This is a genomic window from Halomonas sp. S3-1-1 (genome assembly GCF_023757625.1).
Classification (GTDB): Bacteria; Pseudomonadota; Gammaproteobacteria; order Pseudomonadales; family Halomonadaceae; genus Vreelandella.
Window position 1 is genome coordinate 164,512 of record NZ_JALGBZ010000007.1, and the last position, 25,380, is coordinate 189,891.

Here is a 25,380-nt window from a genome sequence, read left to right on the forward strand (position 1 = left end):
TTTATTGTGGCTATAAAAAACACAACGCATCAGTGAGGAGCTTTCATGTCCACTACGTCCGAATCGACGCCCAGCGTTTCGTTGAAAGGTTGGCATCATCTGATACTGCTTTTTGTCGCCGTGGGCAGTTTACTGGCTGCCATCATGTGGCTGGCCATCCCTACCGCCGTGGCGCTGATTGTGGCCGGAAGTCTCGCCATTGCGCTTTGCCTTATGTGGGGTATCCCCTGGAGCCGATTGGAGGCGGACCTGCTCAAAGGCATCCAGGCGATGCTGGTACCCATCCTGATCCTGATCTGTGTAGGCATGATGGTTGGCGTTTGGATGCTGTCGGGCACGATCCCGGCAATGGTGACTCTTGGCCTTGAACTGCTGTCACCGGGGCTCTTTCTGGTGGTGGCGTGTCTGTCTTGTTCGTTAATGTCGGTGATGGCGGGCACTTCCTGGGGCACGCTCAGCACCATTGGAGTGGCGCTAATGGGCGTGGCGGCGGGGCTCGACGTGCCGTTGGCTTGGGCGGCCGGGGCGATCGTTACCGGCACGTTCTTCGGTGACAAGCTCTCGCCTTTGTCCGATACCACCGTCATGGCCTCGGCAGTGTGCGAGGTCAATATCGTCACCCACATTCGTCACATGCTCTACTCGACGCTGCCAGCGTATTTGATCGCGCTTTTGGTGTATGCATGGCTGGGTAGCAGTATCGGAGGCAGCGAGGCGAACGCACCGGAAACCGCCGCTTTGATCGCGACCCTGAACGAGGTGTTTAGCACGAACGCAGTCACGCTGCTGCCGCCAGTGATGGTATTTGTTTGTATCCTTCTAAAAAAGCCGGTGCTGCCGTCGTTTGCCGTGGGTATCGTCAGCGGTGCGTTGATTGCGGCCCTGTTTCAGGGCGCGGGAGCAAGCGCCATCGGCCAAGCCATGAACGGTGGCTACAGCGCGAGCACCGGCGTGGAGATGGTCGATAGCATGCTGTCACGTGGCGGGCTGCAAAGCATGATGTCGACGGTAGCGGTGTTGATCGCCGCAGCGGTGCTGGGCGCGCCGTTCAAAAGCGCTGGCACCCTCGATGCGGCGATCGCACACTTGAACAAGCGCCGGGCCGGCCGTCGTCAGGTATTGGGAAGCGCCATGGGGCTGCACAGCGTGGCGTTTCTACTCACCGGTAGCTACTACGTCACGTTCGCACTGCTGGGGCCGCTTTTGCGCCCGCTGGTGATCAACAGCGGCTCGCCGCCTAAAAATCTGTCGCGGATCATGGAAGATACCGGCACTACGCTCTCGCCACTGGTACCCTGGGGTGTGACTGGCGCATTCACTGCCGCGACCTTAGGGGTCTCGACAGCAGACTTCTTCATCTATGCGATTCTCTGTTACGGCGCCATCATCTTCTCGCTGTTCTACGTGGTGTCCGGTATCGGTCTGGATCATGATCGCGTCGATAATCGCTGAGCGCGTGAGTTTCGGGGTTGCGTTAGACTGGGCGTAGCTGGAGAGGGGCGGGAAGGCGCTTTTAAAAGAGCGCTGTGCAGGAGCACTTCGTCGCTTTGAACGGTCGTTATCAACAAGGGAATGAGTGAATGCAATCGACGTACCGTCATCAAACGTTTACCGAAAAGGCGATGATCGTGCTGGCGCTGGCAATCGTGGCGCTGGTGCTTTGGAAGCTCGTGGGGCTGTTGCTGTTGATTTTCGGCGCGGTGGTCGGGGCCTGTATCCTGCAAACCTGCATGACGCCGCTGCTCAAGCGCGGAATGCCGCGCTGGCTGGCGCTTATGATCGTGGTGGTCGGGCTGACGCTGCTGCTGGCCGGCATTAGCCTGGCTTTCGGCTCTCAGGTGGCTTCCGAGCTCGAGGCGCTGACGTCGCTTCTGCCCGACGCCTGGGAGCAGCTCCAGGAGCGGCTTCAGGGCACGCCGCTGGAGCCATTGATGGACAACGCCGGCGAGCGCGCCGGGTCGATGTTCGAAAACGGTATCGCCCAGTTCGGCATGGTGGTGGTATCGATGGGTGGCAGTCTGGTGAACTTCTTCGCGCTGATCGTGGGGATGATCTACTTCGCCGCCCAGCCCAGCGTTTACCGTCACGGGCTGTTGCTGCTCGCGCCGATCAAAAGCCGCAGCAAGCTGGCCGATGCGCTCGATGCCAGCGGCAAGGCTCTGCGGTTCTGGCTCGGCGGCCAGTTGGTTGCTATGGCAGGTACCGGCATCCTGGTCGGTGTGAGCATGTGGTTGATCGGCGTGCCCGCTCCGCTGGGGCTTGGGCTAATTGCCGGTGTGCTGGATTTCGTACCGCTGGTAGGGCCCTTGATTGCCGCGGTGCCGGCACTTTTGCTCGCCTATACGGTCAGTCCTCAAACCGCGCTGTTCGCGCTGATCGCTTACGTGATCATCCAGCAGATCGAGGGCAACGTGCTGCAGCCGCTGGTGCAGCAGCACGCGGTGAGCCTACCGCCGGCGATGCTGCTGTTTTCGCTATTCGCCGCCAGCACGCTGTTCGGCGTCGCCGGGGTGCTCTTGGCTGCGCCGCTGACCGTGATCGGTTTCGTGTTGATCAACGAGCTCTACGTTCAGCGCGAAGAGGGCGACCAGAGTCCTGTCGAATAGGCCAAAACGCTGCCCGGTTTTATAATCAGCGCTTGGAATCAACGCTCAACCATCAAGGGTGCATCATGTCGACCACGTCTGCCTCACCGGAGGCCGAAACATTCTCCAACAAGTACCGGGTGCCGCTGATCGCCATGGCGGCGACGGTGATCGGTGCGCTATTGATCGGCGTGTTCTTTAGCGCCAATACCGGGCTTTTGATGATCATCGGCGCGCTGTTTGGCGTCGTGCTTTATCACGCCGCTTTCGGTTTTACCGCGGCCTGGCGGGCGTTCATTACCGAGCGCCGCGGCCGGGGCCTGCGCGCGCAGATGGTCATGCTCGCCATTGCCGTCGTGCTGTTTTTCCCTGCCCTCGGCGCGGGTACGCTCTCCGGTACGCCGGTGGCCGGTTTCGTTGCGCCCATCGGCGTGTCCGTGGTGGTCGGCGCGTTCATTTTCGGGCTCGGCATGCAGCTAGGTGGCGGCTGCGCCTCGGGCACGCTCTTCACCGCCGGTGGCGGCAACGCGCGCATGCTGATCACGCTGCTGTTCTTCGTGGTCGGCTCGGTGATCGGCACCGCGCACTTCGCCTGGTGGCAGAGCCTGCCGGCGTTCGCGCCGGTGTCACTCGTCGATGTGGCAGGCCCGAGCGTGGGCATCGCCATTAGCCTGGTGATCTTTGCCGCGATCGCCGCGGCCACGCTGGTGCTGGAGCGCCGCCGTCACGGTCAGCTCGAAAAGGCGCCGGCCGTCACGCGGCCACTGCGCGAGCGCTGGCTGGCGGGGCCCTGGCCGCTGTACGCCGGGGCCGTGGCGCTGGCGCTTTTGAACTTCGCCACGCTGGCGCTGGCGGGCCGCCCCTGGGGCATTACCTCGGCTTTTGCGCTGTGGGGCGCAAAGGTGTTCGAATTCATCGGCGGCGACGTTAGCCAGTGGGGCTACTGGCAGTCTGCCTCCAATGAAGCGGCGCTCAACGCTAGTATCTTTTCGGATATCACCACGGTAATGAACATCGGCATCATGCTGGGGGCGCTGGCGGCGGCGCATCTGGCCGGGCGCTTTGCGCCGAACTTCAACATTCCGATTCGCTCGGTGGTGGCGGCCATCCTCGGCGGGCTGATGCTCGGCTACGGCGCGCGGCTCGCCTTTGGCTGCAACATCGGCGCCTACTTTAGTGGCATCGCCTCGGGTAGCCTGCACGGCTGGGTCTGGATGGCAGCGGCCTTCGCCGGCAACATGCTGGGGGTCAAAATGCGGCCGCTGTTTTTCAGCGGAGTGGAAGGGCGCAAGCCGAAAGCGAAAACCGCCTGACGCTAACTGATTGATGTCTCGTGCCCCGCCCAAAAAGCGGGGCATTTTTTTGCGCTAAGTAGATGCGCGTGCCACCTTTGTCGTAGTAGCGTGGTACATTACGCCGTCATACTGTAAACGCTTGATATTGCTGCGCTGCAGCAGTAATGGACGAGAAGAGAGCCCCATGACTGAAAGCAAACGCCCCTTGTACATTCCTTACGCCGGTCCTTCCCTGCTCGAGATGCCGCTATTGAACAAAGGCAGTGCGTTTACTCAAAAGGAGCGACTCGCGTTCAACCTGATCGGTTTGCTGCCGCAGAAGGTCGAGACCATCGAAGACCAGCTCGAGCGTAGCTACCGCCAGTACCAGCAGTGCCATAACGACTTGGACCGCCACATTTTCCTGCGAGCGATTCAGGACGATAACGAAACGCTCTACTTCCGGCTGGTCTCCGAGCATCTCGAGGAGATGCTGCCGATCATCTATACCCCGACGGTCGGCAAGGCGTGTCAGGAGTTTTCCAATATCTATCGTAATCACCGGGGGCTTTTTATCAGCTACCCGGATCGCGAGCATATGGACGACATCCTGCGCAGCGCCACTAAGGACAACGTCAAGGTGATCGTGGTCACCGACGGCGAGCGCATTCTGGGCCTCGGCGACCAGGGCATCGGCGGCATGGGGATTCCGATCGGCAAGCTGGCCCTCTACACCGCTTGCGGCGGCATCAGCCCGGCCTACACGCTGCCGATCATGATCGACGTGGGTACCAACAATCAGGCGCTGCTGGATGACCCGATGTACATGGGCTGGCGCCACGAGCGGGTTGGGCAGGACGAGTACGACGCCTTCATGGCGGACTTCATCGCCGCGGTCAAGCGCCGCTGGCCCAACGTGCTGCTGCAGTTCGAGGATTTCGCCCAGGCCAACGCCGTGCCGCTTCTGGAGCGCTACCGCAACGAACTCTGCTGCTTCAACGACGACGTACAGGGCACCGCCTCGGTGGTCGTCGGCACGCTGATGGCCGCCTGCCACGCCCGGGAAGAGAGTATCGCCAAGCAGCGGGTGGTGTTCGTCGGCGGCGGCTCCGCCGGCTGCGGCATCGCCGAGCAGGTGGTGGTCGCGATGCAGGCCGAAGGGCTTTCGGAGCGCGAAGCGCGCGAGCGCATCTACGTCATCGACCGCGACGGATTGATGACTTCGGATCAGAGCTGGCAGCGCGATTTCCAGCGCCGGCTGGCCCACGACCCGTCGCTGGTACAGGATTGGAATGGGCAGGGGCTAGAGGAGACCATCGCCCGGATCAAACCGACGGTGCTGATCGGCGTGTGCGGCCAGCGCGGTATCTTCACCGAGCAGGTGGTGCGTACCATGCACGCCGGCTGTGAGAATCCGGTGATCATGCCGCTCTCCAACCCGACCTCTCAGGCAGAAGCGCTACCGGAAGACGTGATTCGCTGGACCGATGGCCAGGCGCTGGTCGCCACCGGCAGCCCCTTCGCGCCGGTGGTGTACAACGGGCGCACCTACGCGATCGCCCAGTGCAACAACGCCTATATCTTCCCTGGCATCGGCCTGGGCGTGGTCGCGGCGAAAGCTCACCGCGTGACTGACGAGATGCTGATGAGCGCCTCCAGGGCGCTGGCGCGCGAAGCGCCGCTGGTCAAGGAGGGCAAAGGCGCGCTTTTGCCGCCGCTGTCCAGAATCCGCGAGATCAGCCAGTCGATCGCCTTCGAGGTGGCCGCCACCGCCCAGCACAACGGCGTGGCACTGACCACCAGCGGCACCCAGCTTCGTCGCGATATCGAAAGCGCGAGCTGGGACCCGGACTACCGCGAGTACCGCCGCCGCGCCGTGTAAGCCTTCACGCCGCGTAGGCCCCAGCGCCGCTGCCCTGGCAGCGGCGCTTTTTTATGGGGCGAAAAAAAAGCCCCCACCGAGGTGAGGGCATGCAAGCATTGGGTTTATCTACTGCTTAGGCTGCGCCGATCATCTTGCGCAGCACGTAGTGAAGAATACCACCATGACGGTAGTACGCCAGTTCGTTCACCGTATCGATACGGCATTTGGCCTCGATGGTGCGCTCGCCGTCGCCGTTTTTGATGGTGACCTTCACGTTCGAGCCCGGGCTTAGATCGGAAAGTCCCTCGATCGAAACCTCCTCATCACCGGTCAGCCCCAGGCTTTGGCGGCCTTCACCTTCGGGGAACTGCAGCGGTACCACGCCCATGCCGATCAGGTTGGAGCGGTGGATACGCTCGTAGGACTCCGCCAGCACCGCGCGCACGCCGAGCAAGCGCGTACCCTTGGCGGCCCAGTCGCGGCTCGAACCGGTGCCGTACTCCTTGCCTGCGATCACGACCAGCGGCGTGCCTTCTTCCTGATACTTCATGGCCGCGTCATAGATGGCCATCTGCTCGCCGCTCGGCACGTGGCGAGTTTCGCCGCCGACCACGCCATCAAGCATCTCGTTTTGAATGCGTACGTTGGCGAAGGTGCCGCGCATCATCACCTCGTGGTTACCGCGCCGCGAGCCGTAGGAGTTGAAGTCCACCGGCTTGACGCCGTGCTCCTGCAGATAGCGCCCGGCGGGGCTGTCCGGCTTGATCGAACCTGCCGGCGAGATGTGGTCGGTCGTCACCGAGTCGCCGAGCATTGCCAACACTCGGGCGTTTTTGACGTCTTCGGTGGGCTCCGGCTCGCGGCCCATGCCCTCGAAAAACGGCGGGTGCTGAATGTAGGTGGACTCCGGCCACTCGTACACCTGGCTTTCCGGCACGTTGATCGCTTTCCAGGTCTCGTCGCCTTCGAACACCTCGCCATACTCCTTGCGGAACATGTCGGTGTTGACCTTCTCGACCGCCTCGGCGATCTCGGCCTGGGAGGGCCAGATATCCTTCAGGTAGACCGGGTTGCCGTCGGCGTCATCGCCGAGCGGTTCATCAACCAGGTTGCACTGCACGTTGCCGGCCAGGGCGTAGGCGACCACCAGGGGCGGTGACGCGAGCCAGTTGGTTTTCACCAGCGGATGCACGCGGCCTTCGAAGTTGCGGTTGCCCGAGAGCACCGAGGCCACGGCCAGGTCGCCGGAGTTGATCGCTTTTTCGATCTCTTCGGGCAGCGGGCCAGAGTTGCCGATACAGGTGGTGCAGCCGTAGCCCACCAGGTTGAAGCCTAGCGCGTCCAGGTCTTCGTTCAACTCCGCCGCGGCCAGGTAGTCGGTAACGACCTTGGAGCCCGGCGCCAGCGAGGTCTTGACCCAGGGTTTGGTTTCCAGACCTTTCTCACGCGCCTTGCGCGCCAGAAGGCCAGCGGCCATCATCACGCTCGGGTTGGAGGTGTTGGTGCAGGAGGTGATCGCGGCAATCACGACCGCGCCCGGGTTCAGACGGAAGTTCTGGCCGTTGTAGGCCACGTCCTGGCTGTCGTTGTGCTCGAAGCTTCGCTCGATACCCACCGCGGTCTGGCCGCCTTCGGAGGCGAGCTTGCCGGTTTCGGTGTTTTGCTCGAGCTTGCCGTCGTCCTCCATCACCTTGTTGAAGGCGTCGGGCAAGTTCTTGAGCGATACACGATCCTGCGGGCGCTTGGGCCCGGCCAGGCTCGCCTCGACGGTGCTCATGTCGAGACCCAGGGCGTCGGTAAAGACCGGCTCGTCGCCGGGCTCGCGCCACAGTCCCTGCTCTTGGCAGTAGGCTTTCACCAGCGCGATCTGGTCGTCATCACGGCCGGTCAGACGCATGTAGTTCAGGGTTTCGTCGTCCACCGGGAAGAAGCCGCAGGTCGCGCCGTACTCAGGCGCCATGTTGGCGATCGTCGCGCGGTCCGCCAGCGGCAAATCCTTTAGGCCGTCGCCGTAGAACTCGACGAACTTGCCGACCACGCCTTTCTTGCGCAGCATTTCGGTGACGGTCAGCACGAGATCCGTTGCGGTAATGCCTTCCTGCAGCTTGCCTTCGAGCTTGAAACCGATGACTTCGGGAATCAGCATCGACACCGGCTGGCCAAGCATCGCAGCTTCTGCCTCAATGCCGCCCACGCCCCAGCCGAGTACGCCAAGGCCGTTGATCATGGTGGTGTGCGAGTCGGTGCCGACCAGCGTATCGGGGAAGGCGTAGGTTTTGCCGTCTTCTTCCTTGGTCCAGACCGATTTGCCCAGGTACTCCAGGTTGACCTGGTGGCAGATACCGGTGCCCGGCGGGACGACCTTGAAGTTGTCGAAGGCCTGTTGGCCCCAGCGCAGAAATTCGTAGCGCTCGCGGTTGCGCTCCATTTCGATTTCGACGTTTTCATCGAACGCCGTGGCATGGCCGAACTCGTCGACCATGACCGAGTGGTCGATGACCAGGTCCACCGGCGAAAGCGGATTGATGCGTGCCGGGTCCTCGCCAAGCTTTTCGACCGCGTCGCGCATCGAGGCCAGATCGACCACGCCGGGCACGCCGGTGAAATCCTGCATGAGAACGCGGGCCGGGCGGTAGCCGATTTCGCGGCTCGATTTGCCCTCTTTCTGCCAGTCGACGAGCGCCTGCAGATCGTCGTTTTCGACGCTTTCGTCGTCGCCGAAGCGTAGCTGGTTCTCCAGCAGAATTTTTAGAGTCTTGGGTAGCCGTTCAATATTGCCAAGCGACTCGGCCGCTTTGGGCAAGCTGTAGTAGGCGTAAGAGCGATTGCCTACCTCCAGGGTGCTGAGCGTATCGGGGATCTTGCTCATTCCATGCTCCTCTCTTGATGGCTGGGCGTTTTTAGGCTTTTGCAGTGCCACGGTAAGTCATGTTCAGGCCCTAAATAAGCGCAGGTTCGGTGGCGCTCTTTTGGCGCCAGGCCCTTTTTCCGCCGCGATGGGTCGTTGTATAAAGCCTAGCTTATTAATGGTACTTGTTAATGGTACATGGGCATTTTAATCCGACCTTTCAAGCGCACCACACCCAATGGATGAGCTCGGGCCTTGTAATTGCTTGTACTCGACGCCATTTCAGGCAGACTCTCTTGTCTATTTTCGACCGCTACCAGCGCATGGCTGGTGGGGTCATCGGTTTTATCGAGATTTATAGGTGGTGTCATGGAAACGCGTCATGAACGTTTGATCATTCTCGGCTCCGGGCCTGCCGGGTACACCGCGGCGGTTTACGCCGCTCGCGCCAACCTGAAGCCGGTGCTCATCACCGGGCTTCAGGCCGGCGGGCAACTAACCACGACGACCGACGTGGACAACTGGCCCGGCGAAGCCGAGGGCATTCAGGGCCCGGCGCTGATGGAAAAAATGCAGGCCCACGCCGAGCGCTTCAACACCGAGGTACTGTTCGACCATATCAGCGAAGTCAACCTGAGCGAAAAGCCCTATACCCTCAAGGGCGATAGCGGCACTTATACCTGCGATGCGCTGATCATCGCCACCGGCGCCAGCGCCCGCTACCTGGGGCTGCCCACCGAGCAGCAGTTCATGGGCCAGGGCGTTTCCGCCTGCGCGACCTGCGACGGCTTTTTCTATCGCAATCAGGAAGTCGTGGTGGTCGGCGGGGGTAATACCGCCGTGGAAGAGGCGCTCTATCTTTCCAACATCGCCTCCAAAGTGACGCTGGTACACCGCCGCGATACGCTGCGCGCAGAGAAGATCCTCCAGGACAAACTGTTGGAGAAGGTCGAGGCGGGCACCATTGCGCTCGAGTGGTTCCAGCAGGTCGACGAGGTGTTGGGCGACGGCAGCGGCGTGACCGGCGTGCGCTTGAAGTCCACGCTCGACGGCACGACCAAGGAGCTGCACGCGCCGGGGCTGTTCATCGCCATTGGCCACAGCCCCAACACCGGCATCTTCGAGGGCCAACTGGCGATGAAGGGTGGCTACATTACCGTCAATTCCGGGCTTGAAGGCAACGCTACCGCGACCAGCGTGCCCGGCGTGTTCGCCTGCGGCGACGTCATGGACCATATCTACCGCCAGGCAATCACCTCGGCGGGCAGCGGCTGCATGGCGGCGCTGGATGCCGAGCGCTATCTGGACGGCATTGCCTGATCAGGAACAGTCCAGGCGCTGCTCGTTGATTCGAAGCCGGCCAAGCTGGCTCAGTACGAGTACCCGGCCGTTATCGGCGCCGGTACACAGATAAAATGTTCCGTTGAAGCCGCTGGCGTGGCCCAGCGGCGTGTAGCGTACCTGCCGCCAGCCCCGGTTGTAGGTGATGTCACTGTCAGGGTGCGTGGGAAAGATGCGCACCACGCGCTGCGACGCGCGTCCCCCATCAAGCGCTGTTTCGATGACCGCCAGCGGCTGGCTCCAGTCATTGCTGCACTGGCGTGCTTGGGTGATAGGGCAAAGCGTGACGGTTCTTCGCTGGGTAATGGCCGTATTGCGCGCCAGGGAAAACGCTCGCTGAAAACGGTTGATCTCGCTTTTGAGCGCGACGGCATGGCCAAGGGCTTGAAGATGAGCGTACGCCCCGTGGGTCAAAATGGCGGCGATGAGCAGCGCGACGACCAGCTCCAGCAGGGTAAAGCCGCCTGCAGCGGGTGAGCGCTTAAGCAAACGAGGCATGAGTCGGCCCTCCTAATGCGCCGAGTGTCCTGATGCTAGATTAATCAGCCTTCGAATCGGAGAAGGTAGGCGCGAGCGCAGACGCGTGTAGGAAATAAGGAACGGTTATCGTGAGCGATTTCTTGATTGTGGGCGGCGGGGTCATCGGCATGATGACCGCGCTTCAATTGGCGGACGCCGGTCAAACGGTGTCGATCGTCGAGCGTGGCGTGTGCGGTCAGGAAGCGTCCTGGGCCGGCGGCGGTATCGTCTCACCGCTTTACCCCTGGCGCCACGGGCCGGCGATCTCGACGCTTTCGCGCTGGTCGGAAGGCGCCTACCCCACGCTTGCGCTACGCCTGCTGGAAGAGACCGGCATCGACCCCGAGTATCGCCAGAAAGGGCTTTTGTACCTGAGCGTCGAGGACGACGAGGCGGCACTCGCTTGGTCGCGCCAGTTCGGCAAACCACTGGAGCGCGTCAGCCGCGCCTTTGTGGCCGAGAAAGAGCCCCAGGCCGCCCCGGCCGATCGCGCGCTCTGGATGCCGACCCTGGGGAGCGTGCGCAATCCGCGACTCGGTCAGGCGCTGCGCGCCCGGCTCGAGGCCATGCCGGGCGTGACGCTTTTCGAGCATCAACAGGTGGGCGGGTTGGTCGTCGAGCACGGTCAGGTAACGGGCATCGAGACGCAGGCGGGCAAGCAGCGAGCGTCGCGCGTAGTTCTGTGCGCCGGGGCCTGGACGGCGGCGCTTCTGGCGCCGCTTGGCATCGAGCTTCCCGTGCGCCCGGTGAAAGGGCAGATGATCGCCTATCAGGCACTGAAGGGGCTCGTCGAGCGCGTCGTGCTCAAGGATGGGCGCTACATCATTCCGCGAGGTGACGGCCTGCTGCTGGTGGGGTCGACGCTCGAAGAGGCCGGGTTCGACAAGACCACCGATGAAGCCGCCCGCGCCTCGCTCGTTCAAAGCGCCGAGGAGATCGTGCCGGCGCTCGCCGGCTATCCGGTAGCGCACCACTGGGCGGGGCTACGGCCGGGCTCACCAAACGGGCTCCCCTTTATTGGCGCGGTGCCCGGATACTCCTCGCTTTATATCAACGCCGGGCATCATCGCAACGGGCTGGTGCTGGCGCCGGCCTCGACGCATCTGCTGGTCGATACGCTGTTGGAGCGCCCGCCGCTGATCGACCCGGCGCCCTTTGTGCCGACCGAAGAGCGGCTGGTGCTTTAGGCCGGATCATCCTTTTTCTGCTCCTCGATGTAGCGCTCTCGATGGGCGCTGGAGCAGAACCACTTCTCCTCGAAGCGCAGCGCTTCGCTTTCCGGCACGTGCACCTCGCACCAGCGACAGCGCACCATGGCGCCGCCTTCCACACGCCGGGGCGTGTCGTCTTTTGCCAGTTTGTGCTGACGGTACCGCCCGTAGAGCTTCAAGCCGACATAAAACACCAGCGCAAAAATAAGTAGCCGAATGATCAACAGGTTCATCCTTTTATCGCTCCCAACGGGACGGGGGTAACCGGGGTGCGCACTGGCGCCGGCGCTCGAGGTGCTTAACCGTGCCCCACGCCCTTTGCCAGCGGCGAGCCCTTGCGGGACAATGCGGGCGACCCGGTACGGTTTGGAGGCGAGCAAGCGCCGTATGCTTTTGAGCGCTTCGCGTCCAAACGGTATGTTTCAAGGATTCTCAAGAGATTTTACCCCCCATGCAAGAGTTAACGCTGGTCATGGCCCAACTCGACCCACTGGTCGGGGATATTGCCGGTAACGCCGCCAAGGCGATCGAAGCCGTGCGCGAGGCGCGTATCGAGCACCGGGCGGACGTGGTGGTCTTTCCCGAACTGTTTTTGACCGGCTACCCGCCGGAGGATCTGTTGCTGAGGGCCTCGATGGAGTCGCGCCTTGCAAAGGCCCGGGCCACCATGGCCGAAAAAGTCGCCCGCGACGTTCTTGTGATCATCGGCTACCCGGGCGTGAGAGACGGCAAGCGGTTTAATCTGGCCGGCGTGCTCTACAACGGGCAGTGGCAGGCGGAGTACGCCAAGCAGGCGCTGCCCAATTACCAGGTGTTCGACGAGCAGCGCTACTTCACCGCCGGGCGCGAGCCGCTGGTGTTCGAACACAAGGGCGCAAGGCTCGGCCTTTTGATCTGCGAGGATCTGTGGGAAAGCGCGCCGATCGAAGCGGCGAAGGAGGCCGGCGCCGACGTGCTGGTCACGCTCAACGCTTCGCCCTATCACCAGGAAAAGCCCAGCGAGCGGCTGGCGCTTTTCGAGCAGCGCGCCCGCGCGGTCAGCCGGCCGATCGTCTACGTCAACACCATCGGCGGGCAGGACGAGCTGGTGTTCGACGGCGGCTCGAGCGTGATCGATGCAAGCGGTGCGCTCAAGGTGCTCGCCCCTTACTGGCAGGCCGGGCTGATGCCGGTGCGCTTCGTCGAGTCTGACGGCGCGTGGGTGCCGGAGGCCGGCGAGATCGAAGAGGCGGTATCACCCGAGGAGAGCCTCTACTGCGCGCTGGTCACCGGGCTTCGCGACTACGTCAACAAGAGTGGTTTCCAGGGCGTGGTACTGGGGCTTTCCGGCGGCATCGACTCGGCGCTGTCGCTTGCGATCGCCGTGGATGCGCTCGGCCCGCAGCGGGTGCAGGCGGTGATGATGCCGTATCACTACACTGCGGACATCTCGAAAGAGGACGCCGCGCAGCAGGCCGAAATGCTTGGCGTCGAATATGACGTCATGCCGATCGCGCCGATGGTCGAGGCGTTCACCCAAACGCTGTCTGATAGCTTCGCCGGTGCCGAGCGTGACACGACCGAGGAGAATCTGCAGTCGCGCTGTCGCGGCGTGTTGCTCATGGCGATCTCCAACAAGAAAGGGCTGATGGTGCTAACCACCGGCAACAAGAGCGAGATGGCGGTGGGCTACGCCACGCTCTACGGCGACATGGTCGGCGGCTACAACGCCATCAAGGATGTCTACAAGAGCTGGGTGTACAAACTGGCGCGCTGGCGCAATACGCAGTCGCCGGCGGTGCCGGAGCGCGTGATCGAACGTCCCCCAAGCGCCGAGCTCGCCCCGGACCAGCAGGACAGCGACTCGCTGCCAGGTTACGACGTGCTCGACGCGATTCTGTCGCGCTATATCGAAGGCGACATGAGTGCCGAGACGATCATCAACGAGGGCTTTACAGAGGCCGATGTCTATCAGGTGGTCAAACTGGTGGACCGCTGCGAGTACAAGCGCCGCCAAGCGCCGGTCGGCGTGCGCGTCACCGCCCGGGGCTTTGGCCGCGACCGTCGCTACCCGATCGTCAACGGCTGGCAGCCCGGCGACTGAATAGTCGCGCGGTGAACGGCCCTTAATCATAAAACAAGCCAGGCATTGCCTGGCTTGTTTGCGTTAGAAAGCGATGAAAAGTTAGAAGCTCTCCCAGGTGGGCTCCGTGGGGCTCTGAACGAGCGGTTTGGAAGCCGTGTTGCGAGTCGCGGCCAAGGCTCTGGCGGACGATACCTGCGCGGTGGGGGCCGAAATCGAGGTCGAGGTCGAGGTCGAGGTCGAGGCGGGGAGTTTGAACGTCTGCATGGCGTTTATGAGCTCCCGAGCATTGTGGCGCAGCGTATTGGAAGCGCTGGCGCTCTCGCTGACCAGGTTGGCGTTGTCCTGGGTCATTTGATCCATTTCGGAAACGGCCTGGTTGATCTCGCGTACGCCGGTGCTCTGCTCGGCGCTGGCGCTGCTGATCTCGTTCATGATGACGTTGACCCGCTCGATGGCGCTGATGATCTCTTCGGTAGACTGGCGCGCCAGGCTTGCCCGCTCGTTGCCGTGTTTGACGCGCTCGAGGTTTTTCGAAATCAGCTCGTTGATCTCCTTGGCCGCGCTGGCGCTTCGCTGGGCTAGATTGCGCACTTCGCTGGCCACCACCGCAAAGCCGCGGCCGTGTTCGCCGGCGCGTGCCGCCTCTACCGAGGCGTTCAGCGCCAGAATGTTGGTCTGAAAGGCGATCGCATCGATGGTCGCGATGATGCCGGAAATCTCCTGAGAGCTTTGGTCCAGCTCGTTCATGGTCGTGGTCATTTCACGAACCGCCTTGCCGCCCTGGGCAGCGGTGGCGGTCGCCTGCGTCGCTTCTTGGCTTGCCCGTTCGGCGTTGTCGGCGTTCTGGGTCACGGTGCTGTTGAGCTGCTCCATGGCGGCCGCGGTTTGGGCCAGAGCGCTTGACTGCTGCTCGGTGCGCGAGGCGAGGTTGGTATTGCCTTCGGCGATCTGCTCGCTGTTGCTGGCCACCGCCTCGGCACAGCCGCGCACTTTCAATACGATCTCCTCGAGCTGCTTGGCCATAGCCACTTGCGAGGCCATGATGCCTCGTTCGCGCTTGTTGTGGCGCTCGTTCGCCACGGCCAGATTGCCGTTACCGATGGCGTTGGAAAACGTTTGGACTTCGAAGGGCTCGGCGCCCAGTTCGCCCAGCAATTGGCGCGACAACCAAAACGCCATGAGCCCGCCGATGATCAGCGCCAGCAGAGTCAGGCCGAGCATGAGGTTTTGAAAGCTCGAGGCAGCGTTTCGGGCGTGGTCGGTGGTGACGTTGTTGAGCCGCTCCTGCAGGTCGATGAACTGGTTGATGCGCGACAGCCACTCGGCGTATGCCGGCCCCGCTCGTTCGATCAAAAGCGTTTGCGCTTGGGCGAAGTCGCCCGCCAGCCGCGCGCCGACCACCGCTTCGGTCAGTTCGAGCGTTAATGCCTGCTGCGCCTGAACGCTTTCGATAATGCGCGCTTCCTCTGCTGGGCCAGGGTATTCGCGGGTGATCTCCGCCATTTCCTGAGAGGCGTTTGAGTAGTTGTCCTGAAGCCGCTGGATTTCGCTACTCAGGTCGCGGTACTGATTTTCCGTCGTGGTAATGACGAGATCGCGAAGGGCAATGGCCCGGTCGTGAACGCTGCCGCGCCAGTCAATGGCATGGCGCTGCTTGACGGCATTGACGTCGTTGATCTCGGCCAGGTCACGGTTGATCTGGCCCACCTGATAGATCCCGATGGCGGTGAGCGCGGCAAGAAAAAAGAGCAGAATCGAGAAAGCAATGGTGAGGCGGGTACTGATTTTTAGCTGGCGTTGAGCGGGCATGCGTACAATTCCCTTGAAGCGATGGCTGTTATTGGCTGATGCAATATTAGATTGATGTACAAATATTGCATAACATTTTTTTGATATTTTTTTATTATGGTTAGTTAAAAAGTACCAGTCAGGGAAGCCGCCAGAAATTTTCGGGAATCGGCAAGCGGCGCTACGCTTGCCCATAAAAAAGCCCCTGACCGGCGCTTGGCCGGTCAGGGGCTTTATCGAGCGCTGTAAGCGCGGGGGATTAGCCGTGCTTGGGCACGAAACGTCCGCCGCGAAGCTGCTCGTGATTCGGGTCGTTTTCACGCAGCACTGCGAGCACTTCCTCGGCGCGGTCGTTCATGCCCAAGCCCTGGTAGCCTTCGATCATGGTGGCCAGGGCGTCGCGGGTGGCGTTGGCTTCGGGGAAGTTTTCGATCACCCAGCGTCCGCGCTCGACGGCGGCAAGATACGCGCCGCGGCGCAGATAGTAGTCCGCTACGTGCAGCTCGTGCTGGGCCAAAAGCTCACGCAGGTAGACGATACGCTGCTGGGCATCCGGGGCATACTCGCTTTGCGGGAAGCGCTGGATCAGCTCGCGAAAATCGTTGTAGGCGTCCCGCGAGGCGCCCAGGTCGCGCTTGGAAATATCGATCAGGCGCAGCCGCTCGAGGCTGAAGCGCCCGGCCTGCCAGGCGGAGAGCCCGCGCAGGTAGTAGGCGTAGTCGACCTGAGGATGGTCCGGCTGCAGGCGGATGAAGCGGCTGGCCGCGGCGCGCGCCTCTTCCCAATCGCCGTTTTCGTAGTAGGCGTAGATCAGCTCGAGCTGGGCCTGCTCGGCGTGGGCGCCGAAGGGGTAGCGAGTATCCAGCGCCTCTAAACGGTCGATGGCGATGGGGTAGCGGTTGTCTTCAAGCGCGGTGCGGGCAAGCTCGTAGAGCTCGCGCTCCTGGACGTTGGAGAACTCGGCCTCATCCTGCTCGGCGGCGTCATCGTTGTTGCTGTTGCTGGCACAGCCGGCCAGTAGAGCAAGGCTCAAGGCTACGGCGCCAAAGCGGTGGGCAGTGGAGAAAACGCGCATCATCATCCTCGTTGCAAACAAGCCTCAATCACCGAAAAGCGAAGATGGCCATAAGAAATGGTAGAATAGGTCGCAATCGGCCCACTATAAAACACCTTGGCGCAAAACGCAGGCATCACCGCGTTTTGCTGCTCGGGTCTGCGTCCCAAGAGGTTCTGCATGTCGCACATTATCGAAGCCACACACCAGGTGCCCGCCGCGCTTGCCGGCGCTCGCCTGGACCAGGCGGCGGCGGAGTTGTTCAGCGAATACTCTCGCGAGCGCTTGAAAGCGTGGATCAATGGCGGCGAGCTGACCGTGGACGGCGCGACCGCCAAACCCAAGGCAAAGCTTCACGGTCTGGAGACCCTGCGCCTTTGCGCCACCCTCGAGGAGGATACACGCTTCGCCGCCCAGGAGATCGCCCTCGATATCGTGTTCGAAGACGATGCGGTCATCGTGCTCAATAAGCCCGCGGGCATGGTGGTGCACCCGGCGGCAGGCAATCCGGACGGGACGCTTCTGAACGCGCTGCTGTTTCACTGCCCGTCGCTTGCCGAGATCCCCCGGGCGGGGATCGTCCACCGGCTGGACAAGGACACGACGGGCCTGATGATGGTGGCCAAGACCCTGACCGCCCAAACCCGGCTGGTCGAACAGCTGCAGGCGCGAAGCGTCTCGCGCCAGTACGACGCGGTGGTGATCGGCAAGCCCGTTTCCGGGGCCACGATCGATGCGCCGATCGGCCGCCATCCGAAGGATCGCAAGCGCCAGGCCGTGACCGCCTCGGGCAAGCCCGCCGTCACGCACTATCGCGTGGTCGAGCGCTTTCGCGCCCACACCCACGTGCGCTGCCAGCTCGAAACCGGGCGCACCCACCAGATTCGCGTGCACATGGCCCACGCCCGCTACCCGCTGATCGGCGACCCGCTCTACGGCGGGCGCGCACGCCTTCCGCCAGGCGCCGGCGAGCAGTTGAAGGAAATCCTGCGCGAGTTTCCCCGCCAGGCGCTGCATGCGCGCAAATTAACCTTCATTCATCCGGTCAGCGAAGAGCCCATGACCTTTAGAGCGTCGCTGCCCGACGAGCTTTTGATGCTGCTGGATTACCTGCGCGACGATAGCGAGACCAAACGATGAGCGATGCCATCGACCTGCACCCGAGTAAGGTGGTGCCGGACTGGCCGGCGCCGGACAACGTTCGCGGCTTCGTCACTACCCGCGAAACCGGCCCCAGCCAGAACGACTTCGCCGCCTTCAACCCGGCGGATCATGTCGGCGATCATCCGGATCACGTGGCGCTTTGCCGGCGCCTGCTGCAAAAGGAGATCGGCGACGACCGCCCGCTGTTGTGGCTCGACCAGATTCACAGCGCCCGGGTGCAGCAGAGCTTTCAGGCAAGCCCGCCCAAGGCGGACGCCTCGATCGCAACGACCAGCGAGTACGCCTGCGTGGTGCTCACCGCCGACTGCCTGCCGGTGTTTTTCTGTAACCGCCAGGGCAGCCAGGTAGCGGTGGCCCACGCCGGCTGGCGCGGGCTTGCCAGCGGCGTGCTGGAGGCGACGGTCGCGGCGATGAACTGCGACGCCGACGACATTCTGGTGTGGCTGGGTCCGGCGATCTCCAACGCCCAGTTCGAGGTCGGCCCGGAGGTGTACGGCGCGTTCGTCGGTGCGCATCCGGAAAGCGCGGACGCCTTCGAGCACAGCCCCTACCGGCTCAACCACTACATGGCCGATCTTTACCGGCTGGCGCGCTTTCGCCTGGCGACCCTGGGCATTCACCACATCAGCGGCGGCCACTTCTGCACCGCTTGCGAGTCGCGCTTTTACTCCTACCGCCGTGACTCGGGGCGCACCGGGCGCATGGCCAGCGTCATCTGGCTCGCCAACGACCCGGCGTGAGTCGAATTTAACCCTGCATGACCTCTTGAAAGCGCCGTGAATCGGCACCATTTAATTTGTCAAGCCAAACTTTCTGGCAAATTGAAACCGTTCAGGGCCACGCCGCGCGTCCAACCGCGTGGCCATCCCAGGAGAATGCCATGCGATTCGATAAATTCACCGCAAAGCTCCAGTCCGCCGTTGCCGAGGCGCAGTCCCTTGCCGTCGGCCAGGGCCATAACCAGCTCGAGCCCGTTCACCTTCTGCTCTCCTTACTCGATACCCGCGACACCGGTATCAAGGCGCTCATCGACAAGACCGGTGGGGCGAGTTCGCGGCTGCGCGACGCGCTCAAACGTCAGCTCGACGACCTGCCAAAGGTCAGCCAGTTCGATGGCAATGTGCAGCCCTCACGCGATCTGGTGAAGCTTTTCAACCTCACCGACCGCGAAGCGCAAAAGCGCGGCGACCAGTTCATTGCCAGCGAACTCGTGCTGCTCGCCGCCCTGGAGGCCGGCGGCGCGGTGGCGAAGGCGATGAAGGAGGCCGGCATCGAGCGTAAAAATCTCGAAAGCGCGATCGAGAGCCTTCGCGGCGGCGCGAGTGTGAGTGATGCCAACGCCGAGGATCAGCGTGAGGCGCTCAACAAGTACACCCTTGACCTCACCCAGCGGGCGCTCGAAGGCAAGCTCGACCCGGTGATCGGCCGCGACGACGAGATTCGCCGCACGATTCAGGTGCTTCAGCGGCGCACCAAGAACAACCCGGTATTGATCGGCGAGCCCGGCGTGGGCAAGACCGCCATCGTCGAGGGGCTGGCCAGTCGTATCGTCGATGGCGAGGTGCCGGAAGGGCTCAAGGACAAGCGCGTGCTGTCGCTGGACATGGGGTCTTTGCTTGCCGGCGCGAAGTTTCGCGGCGAGTTCGAGGAGCGTTTGAAGTCGGTGCTCAAGGAGCTCGCCCAGGAAGAGGGGCGGGTGATCCTGTTCATCGACGAGCTGCACACCATGGTCGGCGCTGGCAAGGCCGACGGCGCGATGGACGCCGGCAACATGCTCAAACCCGCACTGGCCCGCGGCGAGCTACACTGCGTGGGCGCAACGACGCTCGACGAGTACCGCAAGTACATCGAAAAGGACGCCGCGCTCGAACGCCGCTTCCAGAAGGTGCTGGTCGACGAGCCCTCGGAAGAGGACACCGTCGCCATTTTGCGCGGCTTGAAGGAGCGCTACGAGGTGCACCACGGCGTGGCGATCACTGATTCCGCGATCATCGCCGCGGCGAAGCTCTCTACCCGCTACATCACCGACCGCCAGCTGCCGGACAAGGCGATCGATTTGATCGACGAGGCGGCCTCGCGCATCCGCATGGAGCTCGATTCCAAGCCCGAATCGATGGACCGCCTCGACCGGCGCCTGATCCAGCTCAAAATGGAGCGTGAGGCGCTCAAGAAAGAGACCGACGAGGCGACCCGCAAACGCCTCGAGGCGCTGAACGATCACATCCATGATCTGGAACGCGAGTACGCCGACCTCGACGAGATCTGGAAGGCCGAAAAAGCCAGCATTCAGGGCGCCGCCCAGTTCAAGGCCGAGCTAGAGCAGGCGCGTCTGGATCTTGAGCAGGCTCGCCGCCAGGGCGATCTTGGCCGCATGTCCGAAATCCAGTACGGCAAGATTCCCGAGCTCGAGAAGAAGATCGCGGAGAGCGGCGAAGGCGAGGCGGATATCGCCAGCCACCAGCTGCTGCGCTCCAACGTCACTGAAGAAGAGATCGCCGAGGTCGTTTCACGCTGGACCGGCATTCCGGTCTCGAAAATGCTCGAAGGCGAGCGCGACAAGCTGTTGCGTATGGAAGAGGCGCTGCACGAGCGCGTGATCGGCCAGGAGGAAGCGGTCGAGGCGGTCGCCAACGCGGTACGCCGCTCGCGGGCGGGGCTTGCCGACCCGAACCGGCCCAACGGCTCGTTTCTGTTTCTCGGCCCGACCGGGGTGGGCAAGACCGAGCTTTGCAAGTCGCTGGCCAACTTCCTCTTCGATACCGAGGAGGCGATGGTGCGCATCGACATGTCCGAGTTCATGGAGAAGCACTCCGTGGCGCGGCTGATCGGCGCACCTCCCGGCTACGTGGGCTATGAAGAGGGCGGCTACCTGACCGAAGCCGTGCGCCGTAAGCCCTACTCGGTGCTGCTGCTCGACGAGGTGGAAAAGGCGCACCCGGACGTGTTCAACATCCTGCTGCAGGTGCTGGAGGACGGGCGCCTGACCGATGGCCAGGGCCGCACGGTGGATTTTCGCAACACCGTGATCGTGATGACCTCGAACATGGGCTCGGACATCATCCAGCGTATGGGCAGTGAGGCCAGCGACGACGCCGGCTATGACGCGATGAAGGAGGCGGTGATGGACGTGGTGGGCAATCACTTCCGCCCGGAACTCATCAACCGCATCGACGAAGTGGTGGTGTTCCATGCCCTTGGTCAGGCGCAGATCCAGGCGATCGCCTCGATTCAGCTCGAGCGTCTCCAAGCGCGCTTGGCCGAGCATGGCCTGAGTCTCGAGGTCAGCGATGAGGCCATGGCGCAGCTCGCGGTGGTCGGTTTCGACCCGGTGTTCGGGGCGCGCCCGCTCAAGCGAGCGATCCAGAGCCGGATCGAAAACCCGCTGGCTCAGGACCTGCTCGCTGGCAAGTACGCGCCGGGGGCGACCATCCACGTTAGCGCCGAACAAGGCAAGCTAGTCTTCACCTGATAGCGCTTGACGCGATCGACCCGACCCCGCCGGCTTGCCGGCGGGGTTTTTGTTTTGGTGCACCTGCCCCGGTTTGGGGCGATGAAAGGTTGACAGGCAAGAGGCGCTATTGGAATCTTGTGGGTTCCTGATTTGCGGACGCGGACCCCACGGGTAACCCCCTATCCCCGCGTGAAGGGTAGGCTTTCGCCTTTACCCGCCGAAGGACTTCCGGGCTCAAGTCAACCGCTTGGCCTGGCCAATGCCCCGACGCGGTGAACCGCCGCGAAAGGAGGTCGTTTCAACACGGCCTCCGATGAGAGTGCTGGCCCTAACCGGGCCGTATGCCAGGGTTTGGCATCAGGTGTCGGCATCGCCGGCAGCGGCATACCGCCGCACTCGACCCCGCAGCCATCTGCGGATCGCACTCGAGACCTTTAGGGGAGAATTACTGTGGAACTGCTTTCCGGCGCAGACATGATCGCCCGCTTCTTGAAAGACGAGGGCGTCGAATACATTTATGGGTACCCCGGTGGGGCGGCGCTGCATATCTATGACGCGCTCTTCCGCCAGGACGATGTCAAACACATTCTGGTGCGCCACGAGCAGGCGGCGACCCACGCCGCCGACGGCTACGCCCGCGCCTCCGGCAAGCCCGGCGTGGTGCTGGTGACCTCCGGGCCCGGTGCGACCAACGCCGTGACCGGCATCGCCACCGCCTACATGGACTCTATTCCCATGGTCGTGCTGTGCGGCCAGGTCATGAGCCATCTGATCGGCGAAGACGCGTTTCAGGAAACCGATATCGTCGGCGTGACCCGCCCGATCGTGAAGCACAGCTTCTCGATTCGTCACCCCTCCGAAATTCCGGATGTGCTGAAAAAGGCGTTCTATCTCGCCTCGACCGGCCGCCCGGGTCCGGTGGTGGTCGATATTCCGAAAGACATGACCGCGCCCACCGAGCGCTACGAGTACGCTTACCCGAAAAAGGTCAAGCTGCGCTCCTACAACCCGGTTAGCCGCGGCCACACCGGTCAGATCAAAAAGGCCGTCGAGCTGATGCTCAAGGCCAAGCGCCCGGTGTTCTACACCGGCGGCGGTGTGGTCACCGGCCGTGCCAGCGAAGGCCTGACCGATCTGGTTCAGAAGCTCGGCTTTCCGATCACCACCACGCTCATGGGCATCGGCGCTTACCCGCAAAGCGACAAGCAGTGTTTGGGCTGGCTTGGCATGCACGGCTCTTATGAGTCCAACATGGCCATGCACCACGCCGATCTGATCATCGCCATCGGCGCGCGCTTCGACGACCGTGTGACCAACAACACCTCGAAGTTCTGCCCCACGGCGAAAATCGTTCACGTCGACGTCGACCCGAGCTCGATCTCCAAGACCGTGCGCGCGGACGTGCCGATCGTCGGCCCTGCCGCCGGAGTCATCGACGAGATGATCAGCCTCGTTCAAGGGCGCACGGTGGAAAACACCGACGCGCTTGGCGAGTGGTGGGAGAAGATCGACGGCTGGCGCGCCGAGCGTGAAGGCAAGCTCTATGAGCCGTCGAACGCCGGTGAGGCGCTCAAACCTCAGGAAGTGGTCGAGGCGCTTTGCCGGGTGACCCGGGGAGAGGCGTTCGTCACCACTGATGTCGGCCAGCACCAGATGTTTGCCGCCCAGTACTACAAGTTCGACAAGCCCAACCGGCTGATCACCTCCGGTGGCTTGGGTACCATGGGCTTTGGCTTCCCGGCGGCCATGGGGATCAAGAAAAGCTATCCCGACGATGACGTGGTGTGTATCACCGGCGAAGGCAGCTTTCAGATGATGATGCAGGAGCTCTCTACCTGTAAGCAGTACGGGGTAGGGGTGAAGATCGTCAACCTGAACAACCAGTCGCTTGGGATGGTGCGCCAGTGGCAGGACTTGAACTACAAGTCGCGTCACGCCCACTCCTACATGGAATCCTTGCCGGATTTCCATCTCCTGATCGAGGCCTACGGGTTCACCGCGATTACCGTGACCACGAAAGAGGAGCTGGAGCCAGCGCTGGCCCGCGCCTTCGAGGACAAGCACGAACTGGTGTTCCTCGATATCAAGGTCGACCCCTTCGAGCACGTCTATCCGATGCAAGTGCCGCTCGGCGCGATGCGTGACATGCTGCTGTCCAAAACGGAGCGTACCTGATGCGTCATATCATCTCGATTCTTCTGGAAAACGAACCGGGTGCGCTATCACGTGTGGTGGGCTTGTTTTCTCAGCGTAACTTCAACATCGAAACGCTCAACGTCGCACCCACCGATGATCCGTCACTCTCGCGGCTGACGGTCACCACCGTGGGTGACGACCGTGTGATCGAGCAGATCACCAAGCATCTCAACAAGCTGATCGACGTGGTCAAACTGGTGGATTTGACCGAAGGCAACCACATCGAGCGCGAGCTGATGCTGGTGAAAGTGAAAGCGCTGGGGGCTGCCCGCGACGAGGTCAAGCGCACGGTCGACATCTTCCGCGCCCAAGTGGTGGATGTCACGCCGAGCCTTTACACCGTGCAGATTACCGGCGACGCCGCTAAGCTCGACGCGTTCCTGCAGGCCATGGCGCCGGTGGGAATTCTCGAAGTGGCGCGTACCGGGGTTTCCGGTATCGCTCGGGGCGACAAGGTGCTGTCGCTTTAGCGCTCGCTCTTCGCTTGTGTTTAAAAGCCGCCCCACGGGGCGGCTTTTTTGTCAGCGCATAGCAGGCCTGGCGGTGTGCTGGTTATCGCGCTCTGCCGGCGTTTGGGCCAGGCTGTGGCGATAGCCGCAATCGCGGTAGCCGCCGGCCGGGTAGCGTGTAGAATGAAAACCGGCCTACAAACGATTTCAAATTAGGGATGACGCACATGAATCAGGACGCTCACGATCAAGAGCCAGGACATACGCCGCCGCCTTACAAACCCGACCGCGACAGCGAATCGGTGAGCAACGAGGACCTTGCCACGGCGTTTCTACGTGAAACCGAGGTGGTCGAGGAGTCCGTCGAGGACGGCAAAAAAATTCGCCGCAAGGGTATTTATCTGCTGCCCAACCTCTTCACCACCTCGGCGCTCTTTTCCGGGTTCTTTGCCGTGGTGGCCGGTATCAACGGCGATTTCAGCTCGGCGGCCATCGCTATTTTCATCGCCATGGTGCTCGACGGCTTGGACGGGCGCGTGGCGCGCATGACCAATACCCAGAGCGCTTTCGGCGCCGAGTACGACAGTCTCGCTGACATGATCTCGTTTGGAATGGCGCCGGCGCTGGTCGCCTTTAGCTGGATTTTGCAGGATATCGGCAAGACCGGCTGGGTCGTCGCCTTTCTGTACGTGGCCTGCGCCGCGTTAAGGCTTGCCCGCTTTAACGTCCAGATCGGCAGCACCGACAAGAAGTGGTTCATCGGCCTGCCGAGCCCTTCTGCGGCGGCAGTTGTCGCGGCCAGCGTCTGGACCTTTCACAGCTTCGACGCCGACGCTTTCGGCTTCAAGCTTTTGATGCTGGTGCTGGTGGGCGCGGCAGGCATTCTGATGGTCAGTAATATCCGCTACTACAGCTTCAAAGAACTCGACTTCAAAAAGCCAGTGCCGTTTGTGGTGCTGCTGGCGGTGGTGCTCGGTTTCGTGATGATCTCGGTCGAACCGTCAGCCATGCTGCTGCTGCTGTTTGGTGCCTACGTGCTGTCCGGACCGGTACACGCCGTGATGCGCAAGGCTAAAAACGGCGGCAAGAAGGGGCGTGCCTGACACCGCTATGTGACTCCCTGATGACGGTGCGCATCTTTTTGAAAAAAGCCCTTGCGCTCCCGGTGGAGAATCCGTAAAGTACGCATCCGCTGCCGGGGACGCACAGCGTTTCAGGCGGTAAGTGAAGGTGAAAACCTTCGGTTTGTCAGGAAGTTAGCGCAGTTTCGATCGCTTGCTTCACTCGCTGAAATCAGCGGTTGACAAACATCAGGAAGTGCGTAGAATACGCCTTCCTCGCAACGGCAACCGGCTCAGGTCATCGAGTCAGTGTTCAAGTCGAAGCGAAACAGCTCTTTAACAATTTGATCAGGCAATTCATGTGGGCGTTTGCCGATGAGGGTGACAAATCACCTTATATCAAGGCAGACGAACACAGCGATACCTTTCGAGGTATCACGGTAAATTCGTTTGAACCTTGAGCCAGGATTGATTCGCCTCTGCGTCACGTCTTCGTATGTGGGGCAGGCA

General features: G+C 62.3%; 18 protein-coding genes. 13 read left to right on the forward strand and 5 right to left on the reverse strand.

Features of this window, described 5'->3' with window-relative positions:
* Nucleotides 1-45: 45 nt before the first annotated feature.
* The 4 genes from MQW23_RS17870 to MQW23_RS17885 all read left to right on the forward strand — a co-directional run bounded on the left by MQW23_RS17870 (nt 46) and on the right by MQW23_RS17885 (nt 5,741).
* Nucleotides 46-1,452 (forward strand): Na+/H+ antiporter NhaC family protein, encoded by a 1,407-nt coding sequence (locus MQW23_RS17870; protein WP_252109570.1) that lies wholly within the window; start codon nt 46-48, stop codon nt 1,450-1,452.
* A 128-nt stretch (nt 1,453-1,580) separates the two neighbouring features.
* Complete coding sequence (locus MQW23_RS17875) at nt 1,581-2,606, forward strand: AI-2E family transporter (RefSeq protein ID WP_252109571.1); 1,026 nt, start codon at nt 1,581-1,583, stop codon at nt 2,604-2,606.
* A 65-nt stretch (nt 2,607-2,671) separates the two neighbouring features.
* Nucleotides 2,672-3,898: a YeeE/YedE family protein gene (locus MQW23_RS17880; protein ID WP_252109572.1), complete on the forward strand. Its 1,227-nt coding sequence runs from the start codon at nt 2,672-2,674 to the stop codon at nt 3,896-3,898.
* A 166-nt stretch (nt 3,899-4,064) separates the two neighbouring features.
* Nucleotides 4,065-5,741 carry an NAD-dependent malic enzyme gene (locus tag MQW23_RS17885; protein WP_252109573.1) on the forward strand — a complete coding sequence of 559 codons (1,677 nt, stop codon included), beginning with the start codon at nt 4,065-4,067 and terminating at the stop codon, nt 5,739-5,741.
* Nucleotides 5,742-5,856: 115 nt separating this feature from the next.
* Here the strand turns inward: MQW23_RS17885 and acnA are convergent, their stop codons facing one another.
* Nucleotides 5,857-8,592 carry an aconitate hydratase AcnA gene (acnA, locus tag MQW23_RS17890; RefSeq protein WP_252109574.1) on the reverse strand — a complete coding sequence of 912 codons (2,736 nt, stop codon included), beginning with the start codon at nt 8,590-8,592 and terminating at the stop codon, nt 5,857-5,859.
* A 348-nt stretch (nt 8,593-8,940) separates the two neighbouring features.
* Here acnA and trxB point away from each other — a divergent pair, with 348 nt between their 5' ends.
* Nucleotides 8,941-9,891, forward strand: a complete 951-nt coding sequence (trxB, locus tag MQW23_RS17895) for a thioredoxin-disulfide reductase (RefSeq protein ID WP_252109575.1) — start codon at nt 8,941-8,943, stop codon at nt 9,889-9,891.
* Here the strand turns inward: trxB and MQW23_RS17900 are convergent, their stop codons facing one another.
* Nucleotides 9,892-10,410: a GspH/FimT family pseudopilin gene (locus tag MQW23_RS17900; protein WP_252109576.1), complete on the reverse strand. Its 519-nt coding sequence runs from the start codon at nt 10,408-10,410 to the stop codon at nt 9,892-9,894.
* Nucleotides 10,411-10,520: 110 nt separating this feature from the next.
* Here MQW23_RS17900 and thiO point away from each other — a divergent pair, with 110 nt between their 5' ends.
* The gene (thiO, locus tag MQW23_RS17905; protein WP_252109577.1) at nt 10,521-11,618 is read left to right on the forward strand and encodes a glycine oxidase ThiO; all 1,098 of its coding nucleotides are present in this window, start codon (nt 10,521-10,523) and stop codon (nt 11,616-11,618) included.
* Here thiO and MQW23_RS17910 read toward each other — a convergent pair.
* Nucleotides 11,615-11,875: a PP0621 family protein gene (locus MQW23_RS17910; protein WP_252109578.1), complete on the reverse strand. Its 261-nt coding sequence runs from the start codon at nt 11,873-11,875 to the stop codon at nt 11,615-11,617. The genes thiO and MQW23_RS17910 overlap by 4 nt on opposite strands.
* 218 nt (nt 11,876-12,093) lie before the next feature.
* On the opposite strand from MQW23_RS17910, the gene MQW23_RS17915 reads away from it, so the two are divergent.
* Nucleotides 12,094-13,725 carry an NAD+ synthase gene (locus MQW23_RS17915; RefSeq protein ID WP_252109579.1) on the forward strand — a complete coding sequence of 544 codons (1,632 nt, stop codon included), beginning with the start codon at nt 12,094-12,096 and terminating at the stop codon, nt 13,723-13,725.
* Nucleotides 13,726-13,806: 81 nt separating this feature from the next.
* Here the strand turns inward: MQW23_RS17915 and MQW23_RS17920 are convergent, their stop codons facing one another.
* Together MQW23_RS17920 and MQW23_RS17925 are read right to left on the reverse strand one after the other, a co-directional pair.
* Complete coding sequence (locus tag MQW23_RS17920; RefSeq protein ID WP_252109580.1) at nt 13,807-15,516, reverse strand: methyl-accepting chemotaxis protein; 1,710 nt, start codon at nt 15,514-15,516, stop codon at nt 13,807-13,809.
* Between the two features lie 238 nt (nt 15,517-15,754).
* Nucleotides 15,755-16,570, reverse strand: a complete 816-nt coding sequence (locus MQW23_RS17925) for an outer membrane protein assembly factor BamD (protein ID WP_252109581.1) — start codon at nt 16,568-16,570, stop codon at nt 15,755-15,757.
* 159 nt (nt 16,571-16,729) lie between these two features.
* Here MQW23_RS17925 and rluD point away from each other — a divergent pair, with 159 nt between their 5' ends.
* From rluD to pssA, 6 genes are all read left to right on the forward strand, one after another.
* Complete coding sequence (gene rluD, locus MQW23_RS17930; protein ID WP_252109582.1) at nt 16,730-17,689, forward strand: 23S rRNA pseudouridine(1911/1915/1917) synthase RluD; 960 nt, start codon at nt 16,730-16,732, stop codon at nt 17,687-17,689.
* A complete protein-coding gene (gene pgeF, locus MQW23_RS17935; RefSeq protein WP_252109583.1) occupies nt 17,686-18,453 on the forward strand; it encodes a peptidoglycan editing factor PgeF in 768 nt (255 codons plus the stop codon). Before rluD ends, pgeF begins: the two co-directional genes overlap by 4 nt.
* Before the next feature lie 140 nt (nt 18,454-18,593).
* Nucleotides 18,594-21,182 carry an ATP-dependent chaperone ClpB gene (gene clpB / locus MQW23_RS17940; RefSeq protein WP_252109584.1) on the forward strand — a complete coding sequence of 863 codons (2,589 nt, stop codon included), beginning with the start codon at nt 18,594-18,596 and terminating at the stop codon, nt 21,180-21,182.
* A gap of 432 nt (nt 21,183-21,614) precedes the next feature.
* Nucleotides 21,615-23,339, forward strand: a complete 1,725-nt coding sequence (locus tag MQW23_RS17945) for an acetolactate synthase 3 large subunit (RefSeq protein WP_252109585.1) — start codon at nt 21,615-21,617, stop codon at nt 23,337-23,339.
* Nucleotides 23,339-23,830, forward strand: coding sequence for an acetolactate synthase small subunit (ilvN, locus tag MQW23_RS17950; RefSeq protein WP_252109586.1), 492 nt, complete (start codon nt 23,339-23,341; stop codon nt 23,828-23,830). The genes MQW23_RS17945 and ilvN overlap by 1 nt, the downstream gene beginning before the upstream one ends.
* Nucleotides 23,831-24,036: 206 nt before the next feature.
* Nucleotides 24,037-24,912, forward strand: coding sequence for a CDP-diacylglycerol--serine O-phosphatidyltransferase (gene pssA, locus MQW23_RS17955; RefSeq protein ID WP_252109587.1), 876 nt, complete (start codon nt 24,037-24,039; stop codon nt 24,910-24,912).
* Nucleotides 24,913-25,380: the final 468 nt, after the last annotated feature.